General features: G+C 41.7%; 16 protein-coding genes and 1 pseudogene. 6 read left to right on the plus strand and 11 right to left on the minus strand.

Annotated features, from left to right (window positions below):
• Nucleotides 1-25: 25 nt before the first annotated feature.
• On the plus strand, nt 26-655 hold the full coding sequence (locus tag HGD76_RS15080) for a LabA-like NYN domain-containing protein (RefSeq protein ID WP_148760765.1): 630 nt from the start codon (nt 26-28) through the stop codon (nt 653-655).
• Nucleotides 655-1,896 carry an LPS export ABC transporter periplasmic protein LptC gene (gene lptC, locus HGD76_RS15085; RefSeq protein ID WP_210967643.1) on the plus strand — a complete coding sequence of 414 codons (1,242 nt, stop codon included), beginning with the start codon at nt 655-657 and terminating at the stop codon, nt 1,894-1,896. The genes HGD76_RS15080 and lptC overlap by 1 nt, the downstream gene beginning before the upstream one ends.
• On the opposite strand, the gene HGD76_RS25460 is transcribed toward lptC, so the two are convergent.
• From HGD76_RS25460 to trxA, 4 genes and pseudogenes are all read right to left on the minus strand, one after another.
• Complete coding sequence (locus HGD76_RS25460) at nt 1,874-2,104, minus strand: hypothetical protein (RefSeq protein ID WP_233466887.1); 231 nt, start codon at nt 2,102-2,104, stop codon at nt 1,874-1,876. The genes lptC and HGD76_RS25460 overlap by 23 nt on opposite strands.
• 217 nt (nt 2,105-2,321) lie before the next feature.
• The gene (locus tag HGD76_RS15095; RefSeq protein ID WP_168696272.1) at nt 2,322-3,641 is read right to left on the minus strand and encodes a D-alanyl-D-alanine carboxypeptidase; all 1,320 of its coding nucleotides are present in this window, start codon (nt 3,639-3,641) and stop codon (nt 2,322-2,324) included.
• Nucleotides 3,642-4,051: 410 nt separating this feature from the next.
• Nucleotides 4,052-5,122 (minus strand): LOG family protein, encoded by a 1,071-nt coding sequence (locus HGD76_RS15100; protein ID WP_148760769.1) that lies wholly within the window; start codon nt 5,120-5,122, stop codon nt 4,052-4,054.
• A gap of 778 nt (nt 5,123-5,900) precedes the next feature.
• A pseudogene (gene trxA / locus HGD76_RS15105) lies at nt 5,901-6,245 on the minus strand (thioredoxin); the annotation flags it as partial.
• Nucleotides 6,246-6,553: 308 nt separating this feature from the next.
• On the opposite strand from trxA, the gene HGD76_RS15110 reads away from it, so the two are divergent.
• A complete protein-coding gene (locus tag HGD76_RS15110; protein ID WP_233466888.1) occupies nt 6,554-6,697 on the plus strand; it encodes a hypothetical protein in 144 nt (47 codons plus the stop codon).
• Nucleotides 6,698-6,750: 53 nt separating this feature from the next.
• Here HGD76_RS15110 and HGD76_RS15115 read toward each other — a convergent pair whose 3' ends face one another.
• Nucleotides 6,751-7,914, minus strand: a complete 1,164-nt coding sequence (locus HGD76_RS15115) for a GuaB3 family IMP dehydrogenase-related protein (RefSeq protein WP_168696274.1) — start codon at nt 7,912-7,914, stop codon at nt 6,751-6,753.
• A 105-nt stretch (nt 7,915-8,019) separates the two neighbouring features.
• A complete protein-coding gene (locus HGD76_RS15120; protein ID WP_148766786.1) occupies nt 8,020-8,553 on the minus strand; it encodes a YdcF family protein in 534 nt (177 codons plus the stop codon).
• Nucleotides 8,554-9,474: 921 nt separating this feature from the next.
• Between HGD76_RS15120 and arsS the strand changes: the two genes are divergently transcribed.
• Nucleotides 9,475-10,449 (plus strand): arsenosugar biosynthesis radical SAM (seleno)protein ArsS, encoded by a 975-nt coding sequence (gene arsS / locus HGD76_RS15125; RefSeq protein WP_148760775.1) that lies wholly within the window; start codon nt 9,475-9,477, stop codon nt 10,447-10,449.
• Nucleotides 10,450-10,693: 244 nt separating this feature from the next.
• Here the strand turns inward: arsS and bchL are convergent, their stop codons facing one another.
• From bchL to mnmA, 5 genes are all read right to left on the minus strand, one after another.
• Nucleotides 10,694-11,596 carry a ferredoxin:protochlorophyllide reductase (ATP-dependent) iron-sulfur ATP-binding protein gene (gene bchL / locus HGD76_RS15130; RefSeq protein WP_015079916.1) on the minus strand — a complete coding sequence of 301 codons (903 nt, stop codon included), beginning with the start codon at nt 11,594-11,596 and terminating at the stop codon, nt 10,694-10,696.
• 59 nt (nt 11,597-11,655) lie between these two features.
• On the minus strand, nt 11,656-13,353 hold the full coding sequence (gene bchB / locus HGD76_RS15135) for a ferredoxin:protochlorophyllide reductase (ATP-dependent) subunit B (protein ID WP_168696275.1): 1,698 nt from the start codon (nt 13,351-13,353) through the stop codon (nt 11,656-11,658).
• Between the two features lie 141 nt (nt 13,354-13,494).
• Nucleotides 13,495-14,709 carry an RNA-guided endonuclease InsQ/TnpB family protein gene (locus tag HGD76_RS15140; protein ID WP_168696276.1) on the minus strand — a complete coding sequence of 405 codons (1,215 nt, stop codon included), beginning with the start codon at nt 14,707-14,709 and terminating at the stop codon, nt 13,495-13,497.
• A gap of 184 nt (nt 14,710-14,893) precedes the next feature.
• Nucleotides 14,894-16,186 (minus strand): ferredoxin:protochlorophyllide reductase (ATP-dependent) subunit N, encoded by a 1,293-nt coding sequence (locus HGD76_RS15145; protein ID WP_168696277.1) that lies wholly within the window; start codon nt 16,184-16,186, stop codon nt 14,894-14,896.
• A 343-nt stretch (nt 16,187-16,529) separates the two neighbouring features.
• The gene (mnmA, locus tag HGD76_RS15150) at nt 16,530-17,585 is read right to left on the minus strand and encodes a tRNA 2-thiouridine(34) synthase MnmA (protein ID WP_168696278.1); all 1,056 of its coding nucleotides are present in this window, start codon (nt 17,583-17,585) and stop codon (nt 16,530-16,532) included.
• Nucleotides 17,586-17,796: 211 nt separating this feature from the next.
• On the opposite strand from mnmA, the gene psbP reads away from it, so the two are divergent.
• Nucleotides 17,797-18,342, plus strand: coding sequence for a photosystem II reaction center PsbP (gene psbP, locus HGD76_RS15155; RefSeq protein ID WP_168696279.1), 546 nt, complete (start codon nt 17,797-17,799; stop codon nt 18,340-18,342).
• A 70-nt stretch (nt 18,343-18,412) separates the two neighbouring features.
• Nucleotides 18,413-19,006 (plus strand): Maf family protein, encoded by a 594-nt coding sequence (locus tag HGD76_RS15160; RefSeq protein WP_148760781.1) that lies wholly within the window; start codon nt 18,413-18,415, stop codon nt 19,004-19,006.
• Nucleotide 19,007: the final 1 nt, after the last annotated feature.

Genomic DNA, 19,007 nt, shown 5'->3' on the forward strand with positions numbered 1-19,007 from the left:
GATAACAACACAAGGTATGACAATAATGTTGAACAATTTTGAAAACGACTCAATATTTACGCCAGAACAAGTTTTGGAAAATCGGGGTCGGGTGGCTATCTTTATTGATGGCTCAAACTTATTTTATGCGGCGCTTCAACTGGGAATCGAAATTGATTATACTAAGTTATTGTGCCGTTTAACTGGTGGATCAAGGCTGTTACGCGCTTTTTTCTACACAGGTGTAGATCGGACAAATGAGAAGCAACAGGGCTTTTTGTTGTGGATGCGTCGCAATGGTTATCGAGTGATTGCTAAGGATTTGGTGCAATTACCAGATGGCTCTAAAAAAGCTAACTTAGATGTAGAAATAGCTGTTGATATGATGGCTTTGTGCGATTCCTATGATACCGCAGTTTTAGTCAGCGGTGACGGTGATTTGGCTTATGCTGTCAATTCTGTGAGCTATCGTGGTGTGAGGGTCGAGGTGGTGAGTTTGCGTTCTATGACTAGTGATAGTTTAATTAATGTGAGCGATCGCTATATTGATTTAGAAGCTATCAAAGAAGATATCCAAAAAACTCCCCGCCAAAGTTATCCATATCGGCCATTGTCTAGTATGGGCTTTTTAGACGATCATCGAGATAATAGTAGACATTTAGAAGTTCCAGAATAATGCAATATGCACAAGGTAGGGAGAATAGAAGACAAGATGCAAAACATCAAAGGGGATCTAAAAATCATTCTCCCCACTTCTATTCATTTTTTGGGTGGCGATTACCAACTAATTTGTTTTATCTGCCTTTGATCTTGTGTTTAGGTTTATGCTTGTCTGCTTGCGGTAATCCATCACCAATTCAATCAAAAACTGATAATCCATCTCCAAAGGAGGATGACACTAAGTTAACTTTTTTCGGTGTGGCTTTAGAACAGTTTGATGAGGTAGGGAGACCAATCTGGAAAGTTAAAGCCAAAGAAGCAAAATACACTACAGATAAGCAAATTGGTGAGGCAGAAAGTCCTCAAGGAGAACTTTATCAAGATGGAAAGGTTGTCTACCAAATTAAAGCAGATAAGGCTGATATTAAGCAAGATGGTAAGCAACTTTTTCTTAAAGGTAAAATTGTAGCCACCGATCCCCGCAATGGGATTGTTTTCCAAGGTAATGAGTTAGAATGGCGACCTCAAGAAGATTTATTGATTGTTCGCAATCAGTTAAATGGTAGTCATAAACAATTACAAGCTGTAGCTCAAGAAGCAAAGATCAAAACTCGTGAACAACGGGTAGAATTTTCAGGGGGAGTATTCGCAAAATCCACAGATCCACAGTTGCAAATGCGAACTGATCATTTAATGTGGCATATTAAGGAGGAGAAATTATTTAGCGATCGCCCAATCCAAATAGAAAGATATAAAGATAACAAAATTACTGGACGTGGTAACGGTAATGCCGCAGAAATTAATTTAAAAACTCAAATTGCCATTCTCCAACCACAGGCAAAATTAGAGTTATTAGATCCATTGATACAAATTATTAGTAACTCAATTACCTGGAATATTAAGAAAGAAAATATCACCACAAATTCTCCCATTCGGATATTCCAATCTGCTGAAAATGTCACTGTCACTGCTAATCAGGGACAAATGAAAATACCAGAAAATAAGGTATATCTCACTGGTAATGTGAATGCAGTTGGGCAACGTCGTCAGTCTTTAAAATCAAATCAACTTACTTGGTATTTAGATAAAAAATTGTTAGAAGCGCAGGGAAATATCGTTTATCGTCAAATTGAACCAAAATTAACTTTCCAAGGGGAAACAGCCGTCGGTAATTTAGAAACAGAAAATATTGTTGTCAAAGGTGGTAATTCTGGACGCAGAGTGGTAACAGAAATTATCCCCCAGGAAGGAAGGTAGGGGGAGTAGGGGGAGTAGGGGGAGTAGGGGGAGTAGGGGGAGTAGGGGGAGTAGGGGGAGTAGGAGGAGTAGGGGAGAAATTATCTTCTTCTTCTCCCTTCTTCCTAACAACTGACAACTGTACGGGCGAAGCATTTGGAGAACTATTTTTGGCAATGACCGATAATTTATCTTCCAAATGCTTCCCCCCTATGTACGGGCGAAGCACTTGGAGAACTATTTTTGGCAATGACCGATAATTTATCTTCCAAATGCTTCCCCCCTACTGACAACTGTACGGGCGAAGCATTTGGAGAACTTTTTTTGCAATGACCGATAATTTATCTTCCAAATGCTTCGCCCCTATGTACGGGCGAAGCATTTGGAGAACTATTTTTTGCAATGACCGATAATTTATCTTCCAAATGCTTCGCCCCTACTGACAACTAGCTTTTATACAAAACTTCATTGCGATTGGCTGCACCAAATTTTGGTAAAGAATTATCTAAATGAGGTGTGAGGGTAGCCGGAATATCAGTAGATACTTCTAATTCTTTTTCTAAATGTTGGAGAAGTTTATCTTGTTCAGTCCGAAAAGCTGATACATTTCCACCACGATTGATAATTGTAAACCACACCAAACCGCGATCGCGTGTGGGGACAACTCCAGCTAAAGCACTAACATCATTGAGAGTACCGGTTTTCATCACAGTCGCTTTTGGCATATGTCGAGAATGTATTGTCCCTCGGTGGTCTAGTCCAGAGGTGGGAAATAAATCAGCCAAAGTCAACTGATAGGAACTAGCTTCCCGTTGCAATGCCATGAACATAGCACAAACACCTCTGGGAGAAATTCGATTTTCTTTCCCTAAACCAGAACCATTAATCAAGAGAATTTCTGACTGGGGGAATCTAGCAAGTTGGGATGCTGTGGTGCTAACTACATCTGCCCCTCCCACAGAATCGGCTAACATTTCCGCAATATCGTTATTACTGAAAACGTTCATTTCCTTAATGATTTTTTGCAAAGGTAAGGAAAGATGACGTACCAGTAAAGTTTGCCCAACTTTAGGTTGAGGGTCTACTTTAATATTACCAGCAATAATCACTTGGGGTTTAGGTGTTCCTTTGGGCATAATTGAGTATTGGAAAACCACAGAACGCGACCAAGTTTGGTGATTTAGTGCTTGTTTGAGTAATTGACCGGCAAGCAGGGGATGACGTTGGAAATTCATGGCAAAAGCCCCAGTAATTACCAAATTTCCCTTAACTTGCTTAATACCTATTTTATTCAAAGTATTTCCCAGAGCGATCGCTTCCTCCCCCACAAACATCGGATCACCACTACCAGTAATCACCAAATCACCCTGCACCACCCCATTTACTAACGGTCCAGTGCTACTAACTAAAGTCTCAAATTGGTGATTGGGTCCCCAAGCTTTCAAAGCCACCAATGAAGTAGCAACCTTAGTTAAGGAAGCAGCGGGTAAAGGTACAGTCCCTTGATGATTAGCCATTAGCATTGGTCCCGACTGCAACCAAATCCCCTGAGAGGACATGAGAGTTTGGTCAATTAATTTTGATGTGATTAAACTCTTGAGATATTCTTGGACTGTAATAGCACCTGCTGGGCTGGGATCAGGGACAAGAATCAAGTTAGAGCTACCTTGCCAAGCCAAGACACTCAAGGCTTCTAAGGGTTGAATTGGCACCTTAGCCATTTCTAGCCATAGAGAAAACAAACCTGATCCTAATAATTCCAGCATATTTAAATTCCTGTATTGGTTAATTGGTAAGAGTTTTCTTTAATTTCGTAAGCGTAAGCTATATTGTGAGACTATTTTTAACTTTTAATTCCCTCTTTTTCTAGCAACTTATACCAATATACGAGCCTGATTATATTTATCAGTATTGAGTCATAATAAAGTAATAATTCACCGAGTCAACAGAGTTAAGTTTCTCCCAAAATTATTACTTATGCAATACCTTGTCCATTTTTCGTAGGTTGGGTTAAGCGACAGCGCAACCCAACGGATCTGTTTGATTTAATGCTGATTGCTCTGCAACCCTAACGCGAACAACCCAACAAACCAAAAAAATGGCACAGGTATTCCCATAGTGCAAGTTTCATGTATTAGGAATAAAATATTTTGGCTAATTAATAACTTGGTATAGGTTACTTCCTTTCTGGATGTGCCAATTCCTCTGGAGTGGGAACACCCACCTGATTAATTACCCCAATCATTTGATATAAACGCCCTAAATCTCGTTGATTAAAATTTAAAACTAACCGAGGCAAATTAGATGTTTCATCTTGTTCTTCCTGTGGTAATGCTTGGCTTTTCACAATTTTACCTGTCAGCAAAATATCACGGAACTGAGTATTAAGTAATTCTACTTGAGCATCGGATAAATCTTCTTGCAACCGGATCACCAACTTGTCACCAACATAACGACTAGAATGATAAACTCGGTAAAATCCAGTAATAGCATTACAGGCAACTTCAAGATTATCTGTAATAGTGTACAAACTCGGATCATCTGGACTAACAAGCCCTGTTTTTACCAATTTCTCATCAATATATTGACTCCAAGAACGCCAATAATCACCCCCTGGTTGATCAATTAACACCAAAGGAACTGGACCAAATTTACCTGTTTGGCTCAATGTCATACATTCAAAAGCCTCATCTTGAGTGCCAAAACCACCAGGAAACAAAGCCACAGCATCACTTTCTTTCAGAAGAAATAACTTGCGAGTAAAGAAGTATTTAAAATTAATTAGTTTAGCATCACCTTCAATAATTGGGTTAGCTTGTTGCTCAAAAGGTAACTGAATATTTAAACCAAAGGAATTTTCCCTCCCAGCGCCTTCTTGACCAGCTTGCATAATCCCACCACCACCACCTGTCATAATCATAAATCCTAGCGCGGAAACAGCCCGACTAAATTGCAGAGCCATTTGATATGCTGGTGTATCTGGTGCTAGACGCGCTGAACCAAAAATAGTAATTTTCCGCACATGACGGTAGTTATAAAATAACTGGAAACCACATTCCATATCTGCTAAAGCAGCAGATAATATTTTCCAATCAAGACGTTCAATATCACTATCAGCAAGACGCAGAATTGTGGTGAGTGATTGCTGAATAAATTGCCGATGTTTTAGTGTCGGTAAACGGTCTATTAATTCCGCAATATCTGCTTGAAGAGAATCTAATGAAGAAAAGGACGCTTCAGAGGTCATACTTACTGCCGCAACAATGGCATTATATTTTAACCAAAGTTGCTAATACAGTAAAGGGTAGGTCAACTAACAATAATTAAAAAGCCCTAAAGGGCTGATGTAATATGCTTTTTGACTTTTGCCTCACCGTACTAGCAACTTACGTTATTTTACATGATACTTCCTATATTGACCGTAATTATTACAATACAGGCTTCTCAGTAACTAAGCTTTACTTGACTAACAATCACAACGGAAATGTCCGAAAGTGTTACTGAAACCAGGCTTTTTCTATTATTTAAGAAATATAGGCAAAGCAACATTTTCGTCCCTTGACACTCCCCACGATAAATCGACGGGGATTCTTGGTTCAACGAGACCACTTAAACTAGGTTCCTTGCGTTACCTAGCGAGCGAGGTGGGACTCTCCCCAAGCGTTAACTTTGGGTATGCCCTACCCTAGTTGCATTGCTGCAAGTCCTGTTTAGTTTGAAACAAATAGTTCAAAAATCTGAGTCGTGTTTCGACTTCGCTCAACACAAGTCACGCTCGGTATAAATCTTTTACCTACTGCTAGGAGGAAAACGTGAACAATGCAGTAGAACCGCATAGATTTAATTGTCAAGGTTCAGGTGTCTTTCAACGACAAGGTTTTTTAAGTGGTTGATTACCTTTCCACTATCATTAGTATAGTGTATTGGTACACTAATTAATTGAAAGCCGTCGTAGAACGACGGGGCTTTAAACCCAATTTTTCGGTAAATGAATAACTCAAGGAGAGTTTGTTGTCTATTGGGCTTCAAAGATACTTTTCCAAAGTGGTAGCTAAAGTGGTTTTAGGTACAGCACCGACAACCATATCTACCTTGTCTCCATCTTTGAAAATCATTAATGTAGGAATACTGCGAATACCGTACTGACTAGCAATATTCGGATTTTCATCAGTATTGACTTTCACAACCTTAATTTGTCCTTCGTACTGCTCGGCAATTTCTTCGACAACAGGAGCTACCATACGACATGGACCACACCAAGGAGCCCAAAAATCAACTAATACGGGAACTTCGCTCTTGAGGACTTCTTGCTCAAATGTAGAATCTGTAACTTGTTCTGCTGCTGACATACCTAAAAACCTTTGCCTATGATATTTCTGAGCTTGGTGAAAATTCTACCATAGCAAAAACATCCTCTTAGAGATAAAGGATATACATTTGCAAAAAAACTAGAAAACTAATGCAGACCATAAGGAACCGCCCGAACATTAGTCCGGGCGGAGTGTGGTGTGAGGAGTGAACGGAAACATTTGTCTCCGCCACCTCTATTGTAGGCTAGATATGTGATTTTTCCAGTCATTCTCAAAGTTGTTGTTAGTAGGGGCGAAGCATTTGGAAGATAAATTATCGGTCATTGCCAAAAATAGTTCTCCAAATGCTTCGCCCGTACAGTTGTTAGTTGTCAGTAGGGGCGAAGCATTTGGAAGATAAATTATCGGTCATTGCCAAAAATAGTTCTCTAAATGCTTCGCCCGTACAGTTGTTAGTTGTCCGTTGTCCGTTGTCCGTTGTCAGCAGAAAACCCTTAACGATGACCCACTGACCACTGACCACTGACCACTCGACCACTCGACCAATGACCAATGACCCTTTAAGTTATTTACCCATACCTAACTGTTGGGCTTTTTGGTAAACCTTACCTTCGGTCAGTAGAGAAGGAGCAATGACAACTTCAACTTGCTGCATTTCCTTAATGTTTTTAGCGCCTAAAGTTCCCATACTGGTCTTTAAAGCTCCTAAAAGATTATGAGTACCATCATCCAAGCCGGCTGGACCTGTGAGTATTTGTTCTAGAGTTCCAGTTGTACCTACGCGAATCCGAGTCCCTCGCGGTAATATCGGGCTGGGAGTTGCCATACCCCAGTGATAACCACGCCCAGGGGCTTGGGCGGCTCTGGCAAATGGAGAGCCAATCATCACAGCGTCAGCACCACAGACGATACATTTACAGATGTCTCCTCCGGTGATTAAACCACCGTCAGCGATGATAGGGATATATTTCCCAGTTTCCCGATAATAATCGTCTCTAGCGGCCGTACAATCAGCGACGGCTGTAGCTTGGGGTACGCCCACACCCAGCACTCCACGAGAAGTACAAGCAGCACCAGGTCCAATACCCACTAAAACCGCGGCTGCACCAGCTTTCATCAACTCCAAGGTGACTTCATAGGTGACGCAATTTCCTAATGCCACAGGGATGGGCATAGAACGACAAAACTCCGCTAAATCAAGGGGAGTGATAGATTCTGGTGATAGGTGATTAGTAGAAACTACTGTAGCTTGGATAAAAAATAAATCTGCTCCAGCTTTAGCTACAATTTCACCATATTTGCTTGCCCCAGCTGGAGTTGTGCTAACTGCCGCAATACCGCCTTGTTGTTTAATTTCCTGAATACGTTTTTCAATTAATTCCGGCTTTATTGGTTCAGCATACAATTCTTGCATCAGACTGACAAATTCTTCTTTGCCGACGGAGGCAATCCGATCTAAAATCGGTTCGGGGTCGGCATAGCGAGTTTGGATACCCTCTAAATTAATTACTCCCAATGCCCCCAATTGGGACAAGCGAACAGCCGTTTTTACATCAACGACACCATCCATTGCACTGGCAATAATGGGGATTTCTCGCTCAATATTGCCAATTTTCCACTTGGTATCAGTTAAACTCGGATCGAGAGTTCTGTTACCAGGGACTAAAGCAATTTCATCAATTCCATAGGCTCGACGCGCCACTTTTCCCCGCCCAAGTTGAATTTCCACGCTTTAACTTCTCTCAAAACTGTTTAAGCTAGGGTATCAAATTGTGGTGATATTGGGAATTGGGAACAATTGAAAATTTTTGATTTTTCATTCGGTTCTGATGTTCTAGGGTTTATTTTTATTAGCATAATTAGCACCTGTATAACCTGTGGCTACCCAAATAACTGCCCTAGCACCATCCCTAAGAGATTTTTCAATCGGTTCTGGTGAATTTGCTGAAGGAACTGATAGGGGTTTAAAATTCATGCCTCGACTACCTAAAACAATTTCACCAACGATGCAAGCACGACGCATATGAAAGTCAGATGTAATTAAATAAACACTTTTGATGCCACGAGATTGCAATTCATCCACTATGGTAGTAAAATTAGTAACCGTGTCTACAGCTTCATAGTCCAAGTTTAAACGTCGGGGCTCAATTCCTGCATTAGCAAATATTTTTTTAGTATGCTGAGGTGGACTGCCCCCAGAAATCCAAATGGGTATATTGGGATATTGGTGGGCTAACTTGGCTGTAAACTTTTCTCTTTCTAGTAAGCGAGTAGAACCGCCTAAAACTAATATTGCTTGTGGTTGTACAAATTGGTTTTGTACTGCCTTGCACCCCCACCAGATGAATAAGGGGAGGAGACAGGCCATAACCCTCACAGATTTCCCTGTCAAAAGTAGCTTATTCAAGGCTCTATAGGTATGTCTATTCGGACTAGAGTTTTCTTTAAAAATCAGCACAATAACGCACAGGGATGATGGTTAGTATAAGTTTTTGCGAACTATATCTAGAAAAAAGTTGGTAACGTTGCAATCATAGTAACTGAATCTACGTCGCTGTAATTTCTGCCATATCCTAAACTATCTGAGAAAATTAATCAAAGGTGTCTCACCACTCATTGACAACATAATTTTTAGGTTTACTATAAGACCTAACACGCCTAAGAATTTTAATTAGTGTAACTGCTTGCTATATGTGACATTGATTTATTTGTTTTCACAAACATAATTTTCAATTCTTAATGAATACAATTAGGAAAGAATACATAAATCTTTATATTTACCTTCAAAGTGATCGCTTTTGCTAGTAATATTAAGTAGCTAGTACCGCAGGGCGGAAGTCAAAAGTCAAAAGTCAAAACTAATATACAGTAGGCTTTTTGGCGATTGAATATGGTTGCTTTATTTACGCCGTTATGTACTAGCAAAACGCCGACTCGTCAAACGATTATTGATGGAGAGGTGGAAGCAGCGAAACTTTAGAACAAGAAACAAAGGCTTGGTATATTCAACGCAATCATTCACAAAAATCTGTAGATTGGTAGTTTACAACCGCGGATGCCCGTATCCGTCTCAAGCGTCTTTATCCACAAATAGAAAACTGACAGACCACTAGCTGAGGTTTCGCGCAAAGAGGCAAAGGAGCAAAGACGCAAAGCAAGAAAACTCTCGTTCCCAGTCTCTGACTGGGAATGTCATCTTAGATGCTCTACCTCCAGGTATAATAGGTCCAGAAGTGTTGAATGATTTTTAAAACATCCTCTTATAGAAATTCGTGCTAGAGATGCTTCTATGATTACACCTTTTTTTCAAAAGCTAAATTCACCTTTAACAAAAAAGCAAATTAACGTTTTACAAATTAATTTGGGAAAGCGTTGTAATTTAGCTTGTAACCATTGCCATGTAGAAGCTAGTCCTAAAAGGACTGAAGAACTAACACTGGAAACCTGTCAACAGTTAATTGATTTAATTGGGAAATTTCCCGAAATCAAAATTGTTGATTTGACTGGTGGCGCACCAGAAATGAATTATGGTTTTAAGCCATTGGTAGAAGCTGCTATAAAGGCAGGTAAACAGGTAATTGTGAGATCAAACTTAACAATCTATTTTGTGGAGGGATTTGAATATTTACCAGATTTTTTTGCTCAACATCAAGTTAGAATTGTGGCTTCTCTTCCCTGTTATTTAGCAGATAATGTGGATAAAATGCGGGGAAATGGTGTTTTTGATCAATCCATTAAAGCTTTGCAATGGTTGAATAAAATTGGTTATGGTCAAAACCCAAATTTAGTTTTAGATTTGGTGTACAATCCTCCATTACCAAATAGTGAAAATTTTTCTTTAACTCCCGAACAGGAAAATTTAGAAAAGGCTTATAAAACCTTTTTGGCAGAAAATTTTGATATTCGATTTAATCATCTTTTCACCATTACTAATATACCTGTAGGGAGAACCAAGTTTTATTTAGAAAGAAAACAGCTTTATTTTAGCTATTTGCATTTTTTAGAGTCTCACTTTAACCCCAACACAATTGATGGTTTAATGTGTCGTGAGCAACTTTCTGTTGATTACTTAGGGAATATTTATGATTGTGACTTTAATCAAATGATGAATTTACCTGCAAAAACTAGCAATGGTGAAAAGTTGACGGTGAGCGAATTATTAGAAATTGGTAGTTTAGATATAATTAATGAAATCCAAACTGCTGAATATTGCTATGGTTGTACTGCGGGGTGTGGTTCTAGTTGTGGTGGTGCTATAGTATAAATTCACAAAAGTTAAGAATATCTATAGTTTTTACCCATTTTAACTCTTTTTCTTGCACCTTTTCATCTTCTATCCCCCTCAAGTCATTGATTTGTCACGGTTCTATGTTTATTCAGCAAGCTCTACTATAGTGGCTTTTAGTTAAGTATGACACAAAAAATGCAGGTGCAATTCATGGATTACGCCTGCATTTTTTCGTTAAATTCCAAATCAAAAAGCCTTCGCTTAGTGAGTTTTTTGATGATTAGTCAAAACCTAGTAGATCAAAAATTTCGCGATCCTTGAGGGGTTGAGCATACAAGGGTGTCGCATCTTCAAGCATCCCTTTCGCCAGCTTGAGATATTCTTGCTGTACTTCCAGAACCTCAGGATCAGGCTCCATTTCAAACACAGTACATTTTTTCAAACGACTGCGGCGAATTGCGTCAACAGTGCGGAAATGCGCCAAGGTTTTCAAGCCAACGCGATCGTTAAATTTGTCAATTTGATCGGTTCCTTCGCTACGGTTAGCGATGATGCCACCGAGGCGAACGCGATAGTTTTTCGCCTTCGATTGGATGGCGGCGACAATGCGATTCATGGCGAAGATCGAGTCAAAATCGTTAGCAGTAACGATCAAGCAGTAATGAGCATGTTGCAAAGGAGCCGCAAAGCCACCACAAACCACGTCGCCAAGTACATCGAAAATCACAACATCGGTGTCTTCGAGCAAGTGATGTTCTTTGAGCAGCTTCACGGTTTGACCTGTGACATAGCCACCACAGCCAGTACCTGCGGGAGGTCCACCAGCTTCAATGCACATTACGCCGTTATAACCTTCAAACATGAAGTCATCGGTTTGCAACTCTTCGGAATGGAAGTCAACGGTTTCGAGAACATCGATGACCGTGGGAACCATTCTTTTGGTGAGTGTAAAGGTGCTGTCATGCTTAGGATCGCAACCAATTTGCAATACCCGTTTACCGAGGTGCGAGAATGCTGCGGATAGATTGGAGGATGTTGTCGATTTACCGATACCGCCTTTGCCATAAACGGCGATAACTAAAGCACCTTCAATTACCATTGATGGATCTTGGAATACCTGAACGCTACCTTCTGATTCTTCGCATTTGGTAACTGATGGTGGATGTGATGTTAAAACTGCCAAAATAGACTCCTAATATAAATAATTTTTTTGCTCCCCATGGGGGCTGGGGGGTGAGGGTTTTACTTGCCGATCGCTGCTTTTGCTTCGTAGAGAGTTTCTGAAGTAATCGAGGTGATCCCGCGATCGCTTGCAAATTTCTCGGTATTGCGCTTGATTTTGCCGCGGACAAAGAAGGGGATTTTCTTTAGCTCGGCTTCACCATCAGCACTCCAAGTGACTCCTTCCAGTGCTTCCGCTAGGGGCGTGAGAATAACTTGATCGGAATTATTGGAGAGAGTATTGGTGAGATTACTGATAGAGGCGATCGCCTGTTCGGGAGATCTGGACTCTAGGGCGCGTGATTCTTGCGATGGGGCAGTATGCAGATGGCTCATGTGACCTTCGGCAAACTCGAAATCTTCCTTGAACATACCAATTAAATGTTCTTCCAGACCCATCATCAAGGGATGTACCCAGCTATCAAAAATCACATTCGCACCTTCCCAACCCATTTGGGGTGAGTAACGCGCAGGCACATCTTGAACGTGAATCGGTGCAGAAATTACCGCGCAAGGGATACCCAAGCGTTTGGCAATATGTCGTTCCATCTGAGTGCCAAGCACTAGTTCTGGAGCAGCTTCGGCAACCTTGGCTTCGACAGCTAAATAGTCATCACTAATCACGGCTTCGAGTCCATGTTTCTTGGCAACTTCGCGGACTTCCCGCGCAAATTCACGGCTATAGGTTCCAATCCCGACAAGGGTAAAGCCTAATTCTTCCGTAGCAATTCTGGCGGCGGCGAGAGCGTGGGTGGCATCACCAAAGATGAAAACGCGCTTACCTGTTAAATAGGTAGAGTCAACTGATCGCGAATACCAAGGAAGTCGAGAAGCATTAGGATTAGCGGCAGTAGAAATACGCGCTGCATCCCAGTTTCCCAACGTGTCAGACTGCGATCGTGCTAGAGCGTCACTCACATCAATGTCCGCAACCTTGCCAATTTCGGCAATGAAATCACGGGTTGCACTGACACCAATGGGAACGGTCTTGATCACAGGCTGTCCGAAACTACGGGTGAGCCAAGTACAAGTTGTCAGGGCAATTTCGGGATAGAGGCAAATATTAAAATCCGCATCAGGAATCCGCTTCAAGTCATCGGGAGTCGATCCCATCGGGGCGATCACATTTACATCTACGCCGATCTCAGCAAGTAACTTCACGACTTCGCGAATATCGTCACGACAACGAAATCCTAGCGCTGTGGGACCAATGATGTTCGCTTGAGGACGAATCTGGGGATCGCGTTTAGGTCTTGGTGTATTCGGTGGCGGAACCACAGGTAATAGTAGCGTGCGGACTAGGTGATACAGCGTTTCACTAGCGCCCCAATTTTCCTTTTTGGAATAGGCAGGTAATTCCAAACTCACGACGGGGATCGGCAATCCCATGCTCTTTGCTAATGAGCCTGGTTGATCTTGAATCAGTTCGGCAGTACAGCTTTCACCAACTAGCATTACTTGGGGCTTAAAGCGATCGTAAGCGTCGCGAACCGAAGTCTTAACCATTTCGGCAGTGTCACCGCCAAGATCGCGAGCCTGAAAAGTCGTATAGGTGACAGGCGGCCGGCGATCGCGTCTTTCGATCATCGTAAATAGTAAGTCAGCATAGGTGTCGCCCTGGGGCGCATGAAGCACATAATGTACTCCTTCCATTGCTGTCGCGATTCGCATTGCCCCGACATGGGGAGGACCTTCGTAAGTCCAGAGAGTTAGTTCCATAGGTTATACTGAACACGGTTTAATTATTTGATTCTATAGGGTTTAGTAGTGCTAAACCCCTGCACATCTAGGGTTTTTGTGATTCTCTAAAAGTCCATATTTTAGCCGTGGTTAGTATATGTCAATTTGACACTCTCAGGGCTAAAGCCGCTGAGATTCTTTGATCAAAGACATGACTTGCTCAGACAGGATTACTCCAACCTGAGTAGAGGACTCATCTCCTAAAGCGTTACTCATGTCTAGCATGAAGGTTTCGGTATGCCCTACCGTACCCAATCCCCGACGAAGGATATTTCTAGCTGCATTTTCATCTCTATCCATGACACAACCACACCGACAAACGTGGGTGCGAGTAGATAGAGTTTTCTTCACAATTTCACTGCAACTAGAGCATTCTTGGCTCGTGTATTGCGGATTAACCGCAACTGTGAGCTTCTTGAACACCTGACCAAAGTATTCCAGCCAGACACGAAACTGATACCAAGATGCGTCGTTAATAGACTTAGCTAAACAATGATTTTTCACCAAATTTTTAATTCTCAAATCTTCATAAGCTATCAAGTCGTTAGACTGAACTACGCACCGTGCTAACTTCACAGCATGGTCTTTACGTTGCCTACTTATTTTGAGATGGCGTTTTCCTAAAATCTGTCTAGCTTTGCCCCTATTTTTTGAACCTTTTACCTTTCTGGAAACACGACGTTGCGAACGTTTAAGAACCTTTTCTCCAATCCGGAGAAATTTGGGATTCTCAATCATTACGCCCTCAGAATCGGTGTAGTATTCTTTCAAACCTACATCCAACCCAATTGTATTTCCTGATAGTGCTATATCTTCTTGACGGTTGACATTAATACAAAATTGAACATAAATACCGTCCGCACGTTTTACCAATCTTACCCGTTTAATTTGGTTAATTTGGTAAAAATGCAGATCACGAGTTCCTTTAAGTTTTAATCGCCCAATCCCTTTTTTATCGGTGAAGGTGATAAACTTACGGTCATCGGTTAGTTTCCAGCCAGAAGTTTTGTATTCGACAGAACGACAATCTTTCTGGAATTGAGGAAAGCCCTTTTTATCGAAAACCCCTTTTTTGCAATTATCATAAAACCGAGAGATAGAAAACCATGCTCGTTCTGCACTGGCTTGTCTTGCCATTGAATTGAGTTCATTTGCAAAGGGGAATTTAGCAGCAAGTACGGCACAATATTTGTTTAAATCATTTTTGCCTGTGTTTTTCACATCTATCCATAGCCGAATACAGCTATTGCGAATAAACTGTGCAGTCCGAATTGCATCACCTACTGCTTTTATTTGCGCTGACTTCCCGTAAGCTTTAAACTCAAAAACAAGCATCTTTTTCCCTCCCATTTTGATGCTACTCTGTCTAAAATAAAATAGCAAGCCCAGTAGAAAGATGACTGCGACTTTAGTCGCAGGAGTCGCTTATATCTCAGCCCTAAAGGGACTGAGTTTTACGCTTACCCAGTTATTTTATAAAAAAATCAATAAGAATATAGAGTGCTTCGCGCTCTATTTCTTAGACTGTTAATCTTCTACGTCTCTCAAGCGGACGCGCAAACAACTCGGCTAAATCGGCGGCTTGGTCGTAACCGTGAATCGGTGAAAATACCAACTCGATTGACCATTTTGTCGCCATCCCTTCAGCTTCGAGAGGATTGGCTAAGCCAAGCCCACAGACTGTGATATCGGGTTTCGCCTCACGACAGCGATCAAGTTGCTTTTCCACATCCTGACCTTCTGATAAAGCTGTCCCAACTGGCAACAGGTTAATTTCGCTGTCCATCAATAGGCGATCGATATAAGGTGTGCCAACTTCGACTAGCTCCATGCCACATTCTCTCGATAAGAAACGGGCTAAAGGTATTTCTAATTGTGAGTCGGGAAATAGGAAAGCCTTGCGACCTGTCAGGGTTTGACGATAGCGGTCTAAGGCAACTTTGCCACGACTAGCGGCGGGGGCGATGGCCTGTTCAAATTTATCGGGATCAACATTGAAAGCATCGGCGGCGGTTTTTAACCAAGCAGTCGTCCCTTCGATCCCAAAAGGATAGGGCGATGGTAATAATGTCCCACCACGCGAAATCAGCGATCGCACGGTATCGCTTAAAAATGGTTGGGCTAATAATAATTTCGTACCTTTACCGATGGGGGGCAAATCAGCAGCACGGCGCGGCGGGAAGAAATAAACGGGACCCATCCCCATTTTGTCAAATAGCCTTTGGAATTGGTCTTCTACTACATCTGCGAGGCTACCAACCACCATCAGGCTTGGTTCATCGCTGTGGGGCAGTACGGGAACCATCGATCCCAAACAGGCATCTTCGCCTTGGGTAAAGGTGGTTTCGATGCCACTACCTGAATAATTAAGAATCCGAACTTTAGGAAAAAATCTCTGGTTGAGTCGTTCCGCAGCTTTGGCAAGATCGAGCTTAATTACTTCAGAGGGACATGATCCCACTAAAAATAATGTGCCAATGTCAGGGCGGCGCTCTAGTAACTGATCAACAACACGGTCTAATTCGTCATTAGCATCCGCGAGTCCTGCCAAATCCCGTTCACCGAGAATGGCTGTACCAAATCTTGGCTCCGCAAAAATCATTACGCCAGCCGCAGATTGGATCAAATGGGCGCAGGTACGCGATCCCACCACCAGAAAAAAAGCATCCTGCATTTTGCGGTGCAGCCAGACAATACCTGTCAAGCCACAAAATACCTCTCTCTGTCCTCGTTCTTTGAGTACGGGGATATCAGCGATAGCTTTGGGACTATATGTTTGAATAGGAACTTCCGTGCAAGGCTCTAGAGCCATGTTTTGCTCTCCTTTGGGGCTTAAATCCCTAATGTTTCGTTTTTATGATCGCCCTAAGTTTTGCAGGGCTGAGTCATGTCATGGTTGCGGAAATGGGCGATAGCGAACGCATTGCGTCCCGGAGGGAACTAGCGCGACCTAGGAATCCCATGGCGATCGATAAGTTAGTTGTCTTTACTATATTGACTAAAACCTAGAGATGGGGCAAAAAGTTGCAAAGGTTTACAGGAATTATCCATTGGATTCATACAAGCGACTCTGATTCCTAACTGATTCCTGACGCATTGCTCAAACTTTGGGGAAAAATAAAGCCGTCATTGGCGAATCTTTATCCAGAATTGACTCAACCAAACTGTTCGATAATTCCCCCACCTAAGACCTTTTCTCCGTCGTACCAAACCGCAGCTTGTCCAGGTGTGATACTGAATTGCGGTTCATCAAATACTAACCGCACACGGGAATCTGCTAAAGGAATTACCGTCACAGGTACGGGTTGGGAACGATAACGGATTTGGACTTCAGCACGAATGGGGGCGACGGGTTCAGCTATGGAAACCCAATTTATCCGATTTATGGTACATTCTGACTGAGTGCCTTTGGTGCGATCGCCTACAATTACCCTGTTATTAGCTGCATCTAATTCGATCACATACAAGGGTTCGGCGGCGGCGATACCTAAGCCTTTTCGCTGACCAATAGTGTAATGATGGACACCATCATGTTGTCCCAAAACTTTACCAGTTTCATCAACAATATCACCGGGTTTGGGGGCTAAATATTTATCTAAAAATGCCCGCATAGAACCATTGCTTTCTACCAAGCATAGATCTTGACTTTCTGGTTTATCGGCGGTTTTTAAGTTGTATTCAGTGGCAATTCTCCGAGTATCAGTTTTATTCAGTTCACCCAGAGGAAAAATTGTTGCCCCTAATAAGTCTTGGGATAAGTCATAGAGGAAATAAGATTGATCTTTGTTGCGGTCTACGGCTCGTAACAGTTGGTAACGGTTAGTGGTATCATCATAGCGGATTTGGGCATAATGACCTGTGGCGATTTTATCCGATGCCAATTTTTCCCTTGCATATTCCACCATTGGACCGAATTTCACCGTTTTGTTACATTGGGAACAAGGCAAAGGTGTAATTCCCACACTATAACCTGTCACTAAAAAATCAATAATTTCTGTTTGAAAGACATCCCGAATATCAACAACTTCATGGGGTATACCCAATTGTTCACAAATATCAGCCGCGTCGATCATTCCTTCAGAGCAACATTGCCCTTTGCCTTTCATCAGCCAAAGAGTTAAACCAATTACATCATAGCCCTGATTATGCAGCATAGCGGCGGCTACGGAACTATCAACGCCACCGGAAAGACCAACGACAACTTTTTTCATATTTTTCCAAGTCTTTGGGGCTTAATTGTTGCCACAAAGAGATTTTTATTTGACCACAAGGTGCGAGACTGTCCAATTATAGCACACATACTGATAAAGCCTGAAGGGGATGGCAAAACTAAAGTCTCCATATTGTCCAGATTAATGAGAAAATAAAAACTTGCAATTATCTTTACCTTGTATTGTTGACTGACCAAAGGAATTTGAAAAAATGTGGCAAAGAATTACGTTCATCTTATTATTGGTTTTGAGCTTCAGCTTGAGTAGTGTTGGTGTGGCTCATGCGGCTGGACTTAATAGGTTTGTAGATAGTGCTGACGGTTATCAATTTGATTATCCTAATGGTTGGTTACAAGTTAAAGTTGGTGATGGGCCTGATGTGGTGTTTCATGATTTAATTGAAGTATCAGAAAATGTGTCTGTGGTAATTAGTCCTGTTCCCTCTGGTAAAACTTTAGCGGAATTGGGAACACCAACAGAAGTCGGTTATAAGTTAGGAAAGGCGGCTCTTGCTCCCGTCGGTTCTGATCGGACTGCTGAGTTAATCAATGCGGCTGAAAGGGAAGTAAATGGGAAAATTTACTACTTTCTAGAATATGGAGTTAAATTTCCTAATGGACAGGAAAGACATAACATTTCTAGTGTGGCTATCAGTCGTGGTAAGCTGTTTACGTTTAATGCTTCTGTTCCTGAGAAACGTTGGAAGAAACTGCAACGAATTATTGATGAAGTTGTGAGTTCTTTCACTGTTTATTAATAATTAGAAATGGTGGTAATTGAGAATTAACTATGATCAATTACCCAAAAAATTACTTATACAGCAATTTATGAAAATTCCGCAATTTGTCCTTGCTTCTGCTTCTGTTGCCCGTCGTCGGTTATTGCAAACTGTGGGAATTGAACCAATGGTTTGTGCGAGTGATTTTGATGAGTCACAAATACAACTGACTGAACCTGGGGAATTGGTGAAAACGCTGGCTAGGTGTAAAGCGGAAACTGTGGTTTCCGAATTTCCGTCAGCTTTGGTGATGGGTTGTGATTCGGTTTTGGCTATGGGTGGGGGGATTTATGGTAAACCAGAAAATGCTGAGGAAGCGATCGCTCGGTGGCAATTAATGCAAGGTAATTTTGGTGACTTGTACACTGGTCATGTTTTGATTGATACCACTAAAAATCAAACTGTGGTTAAATGTCAAGTTACTAGGGTGTATTTTGCAGAAATGAGCGATCGCGCTATTCAAGCTTATGTAGCCACAGGTGAACCTCTTCAATGCGCTGGGGCTTTTGCTTTAGAAGGATTTGGGAGTTTATTTGTGGAGAAAATCGAGGGTTGTCACAGTAATGTCATTGGTTTGAGTTTACCCTTATTGCGGCAGATGATCGAGGAATTGGGATATGAAGTTATAGATTTTTGGGGATAAG

It is taken from the genome of Dolichospermum flos-aquae CCAP 1403/13F, from assembly GCF_012516395.1.
Classification (GTDB): domain Bacteria; phylum Cyanobacteriota; class Cyanobacteriia; order Cyanobacteriales; family Nostocaceae; genus Dolichospermum; species Dolichospermum lemmermannii.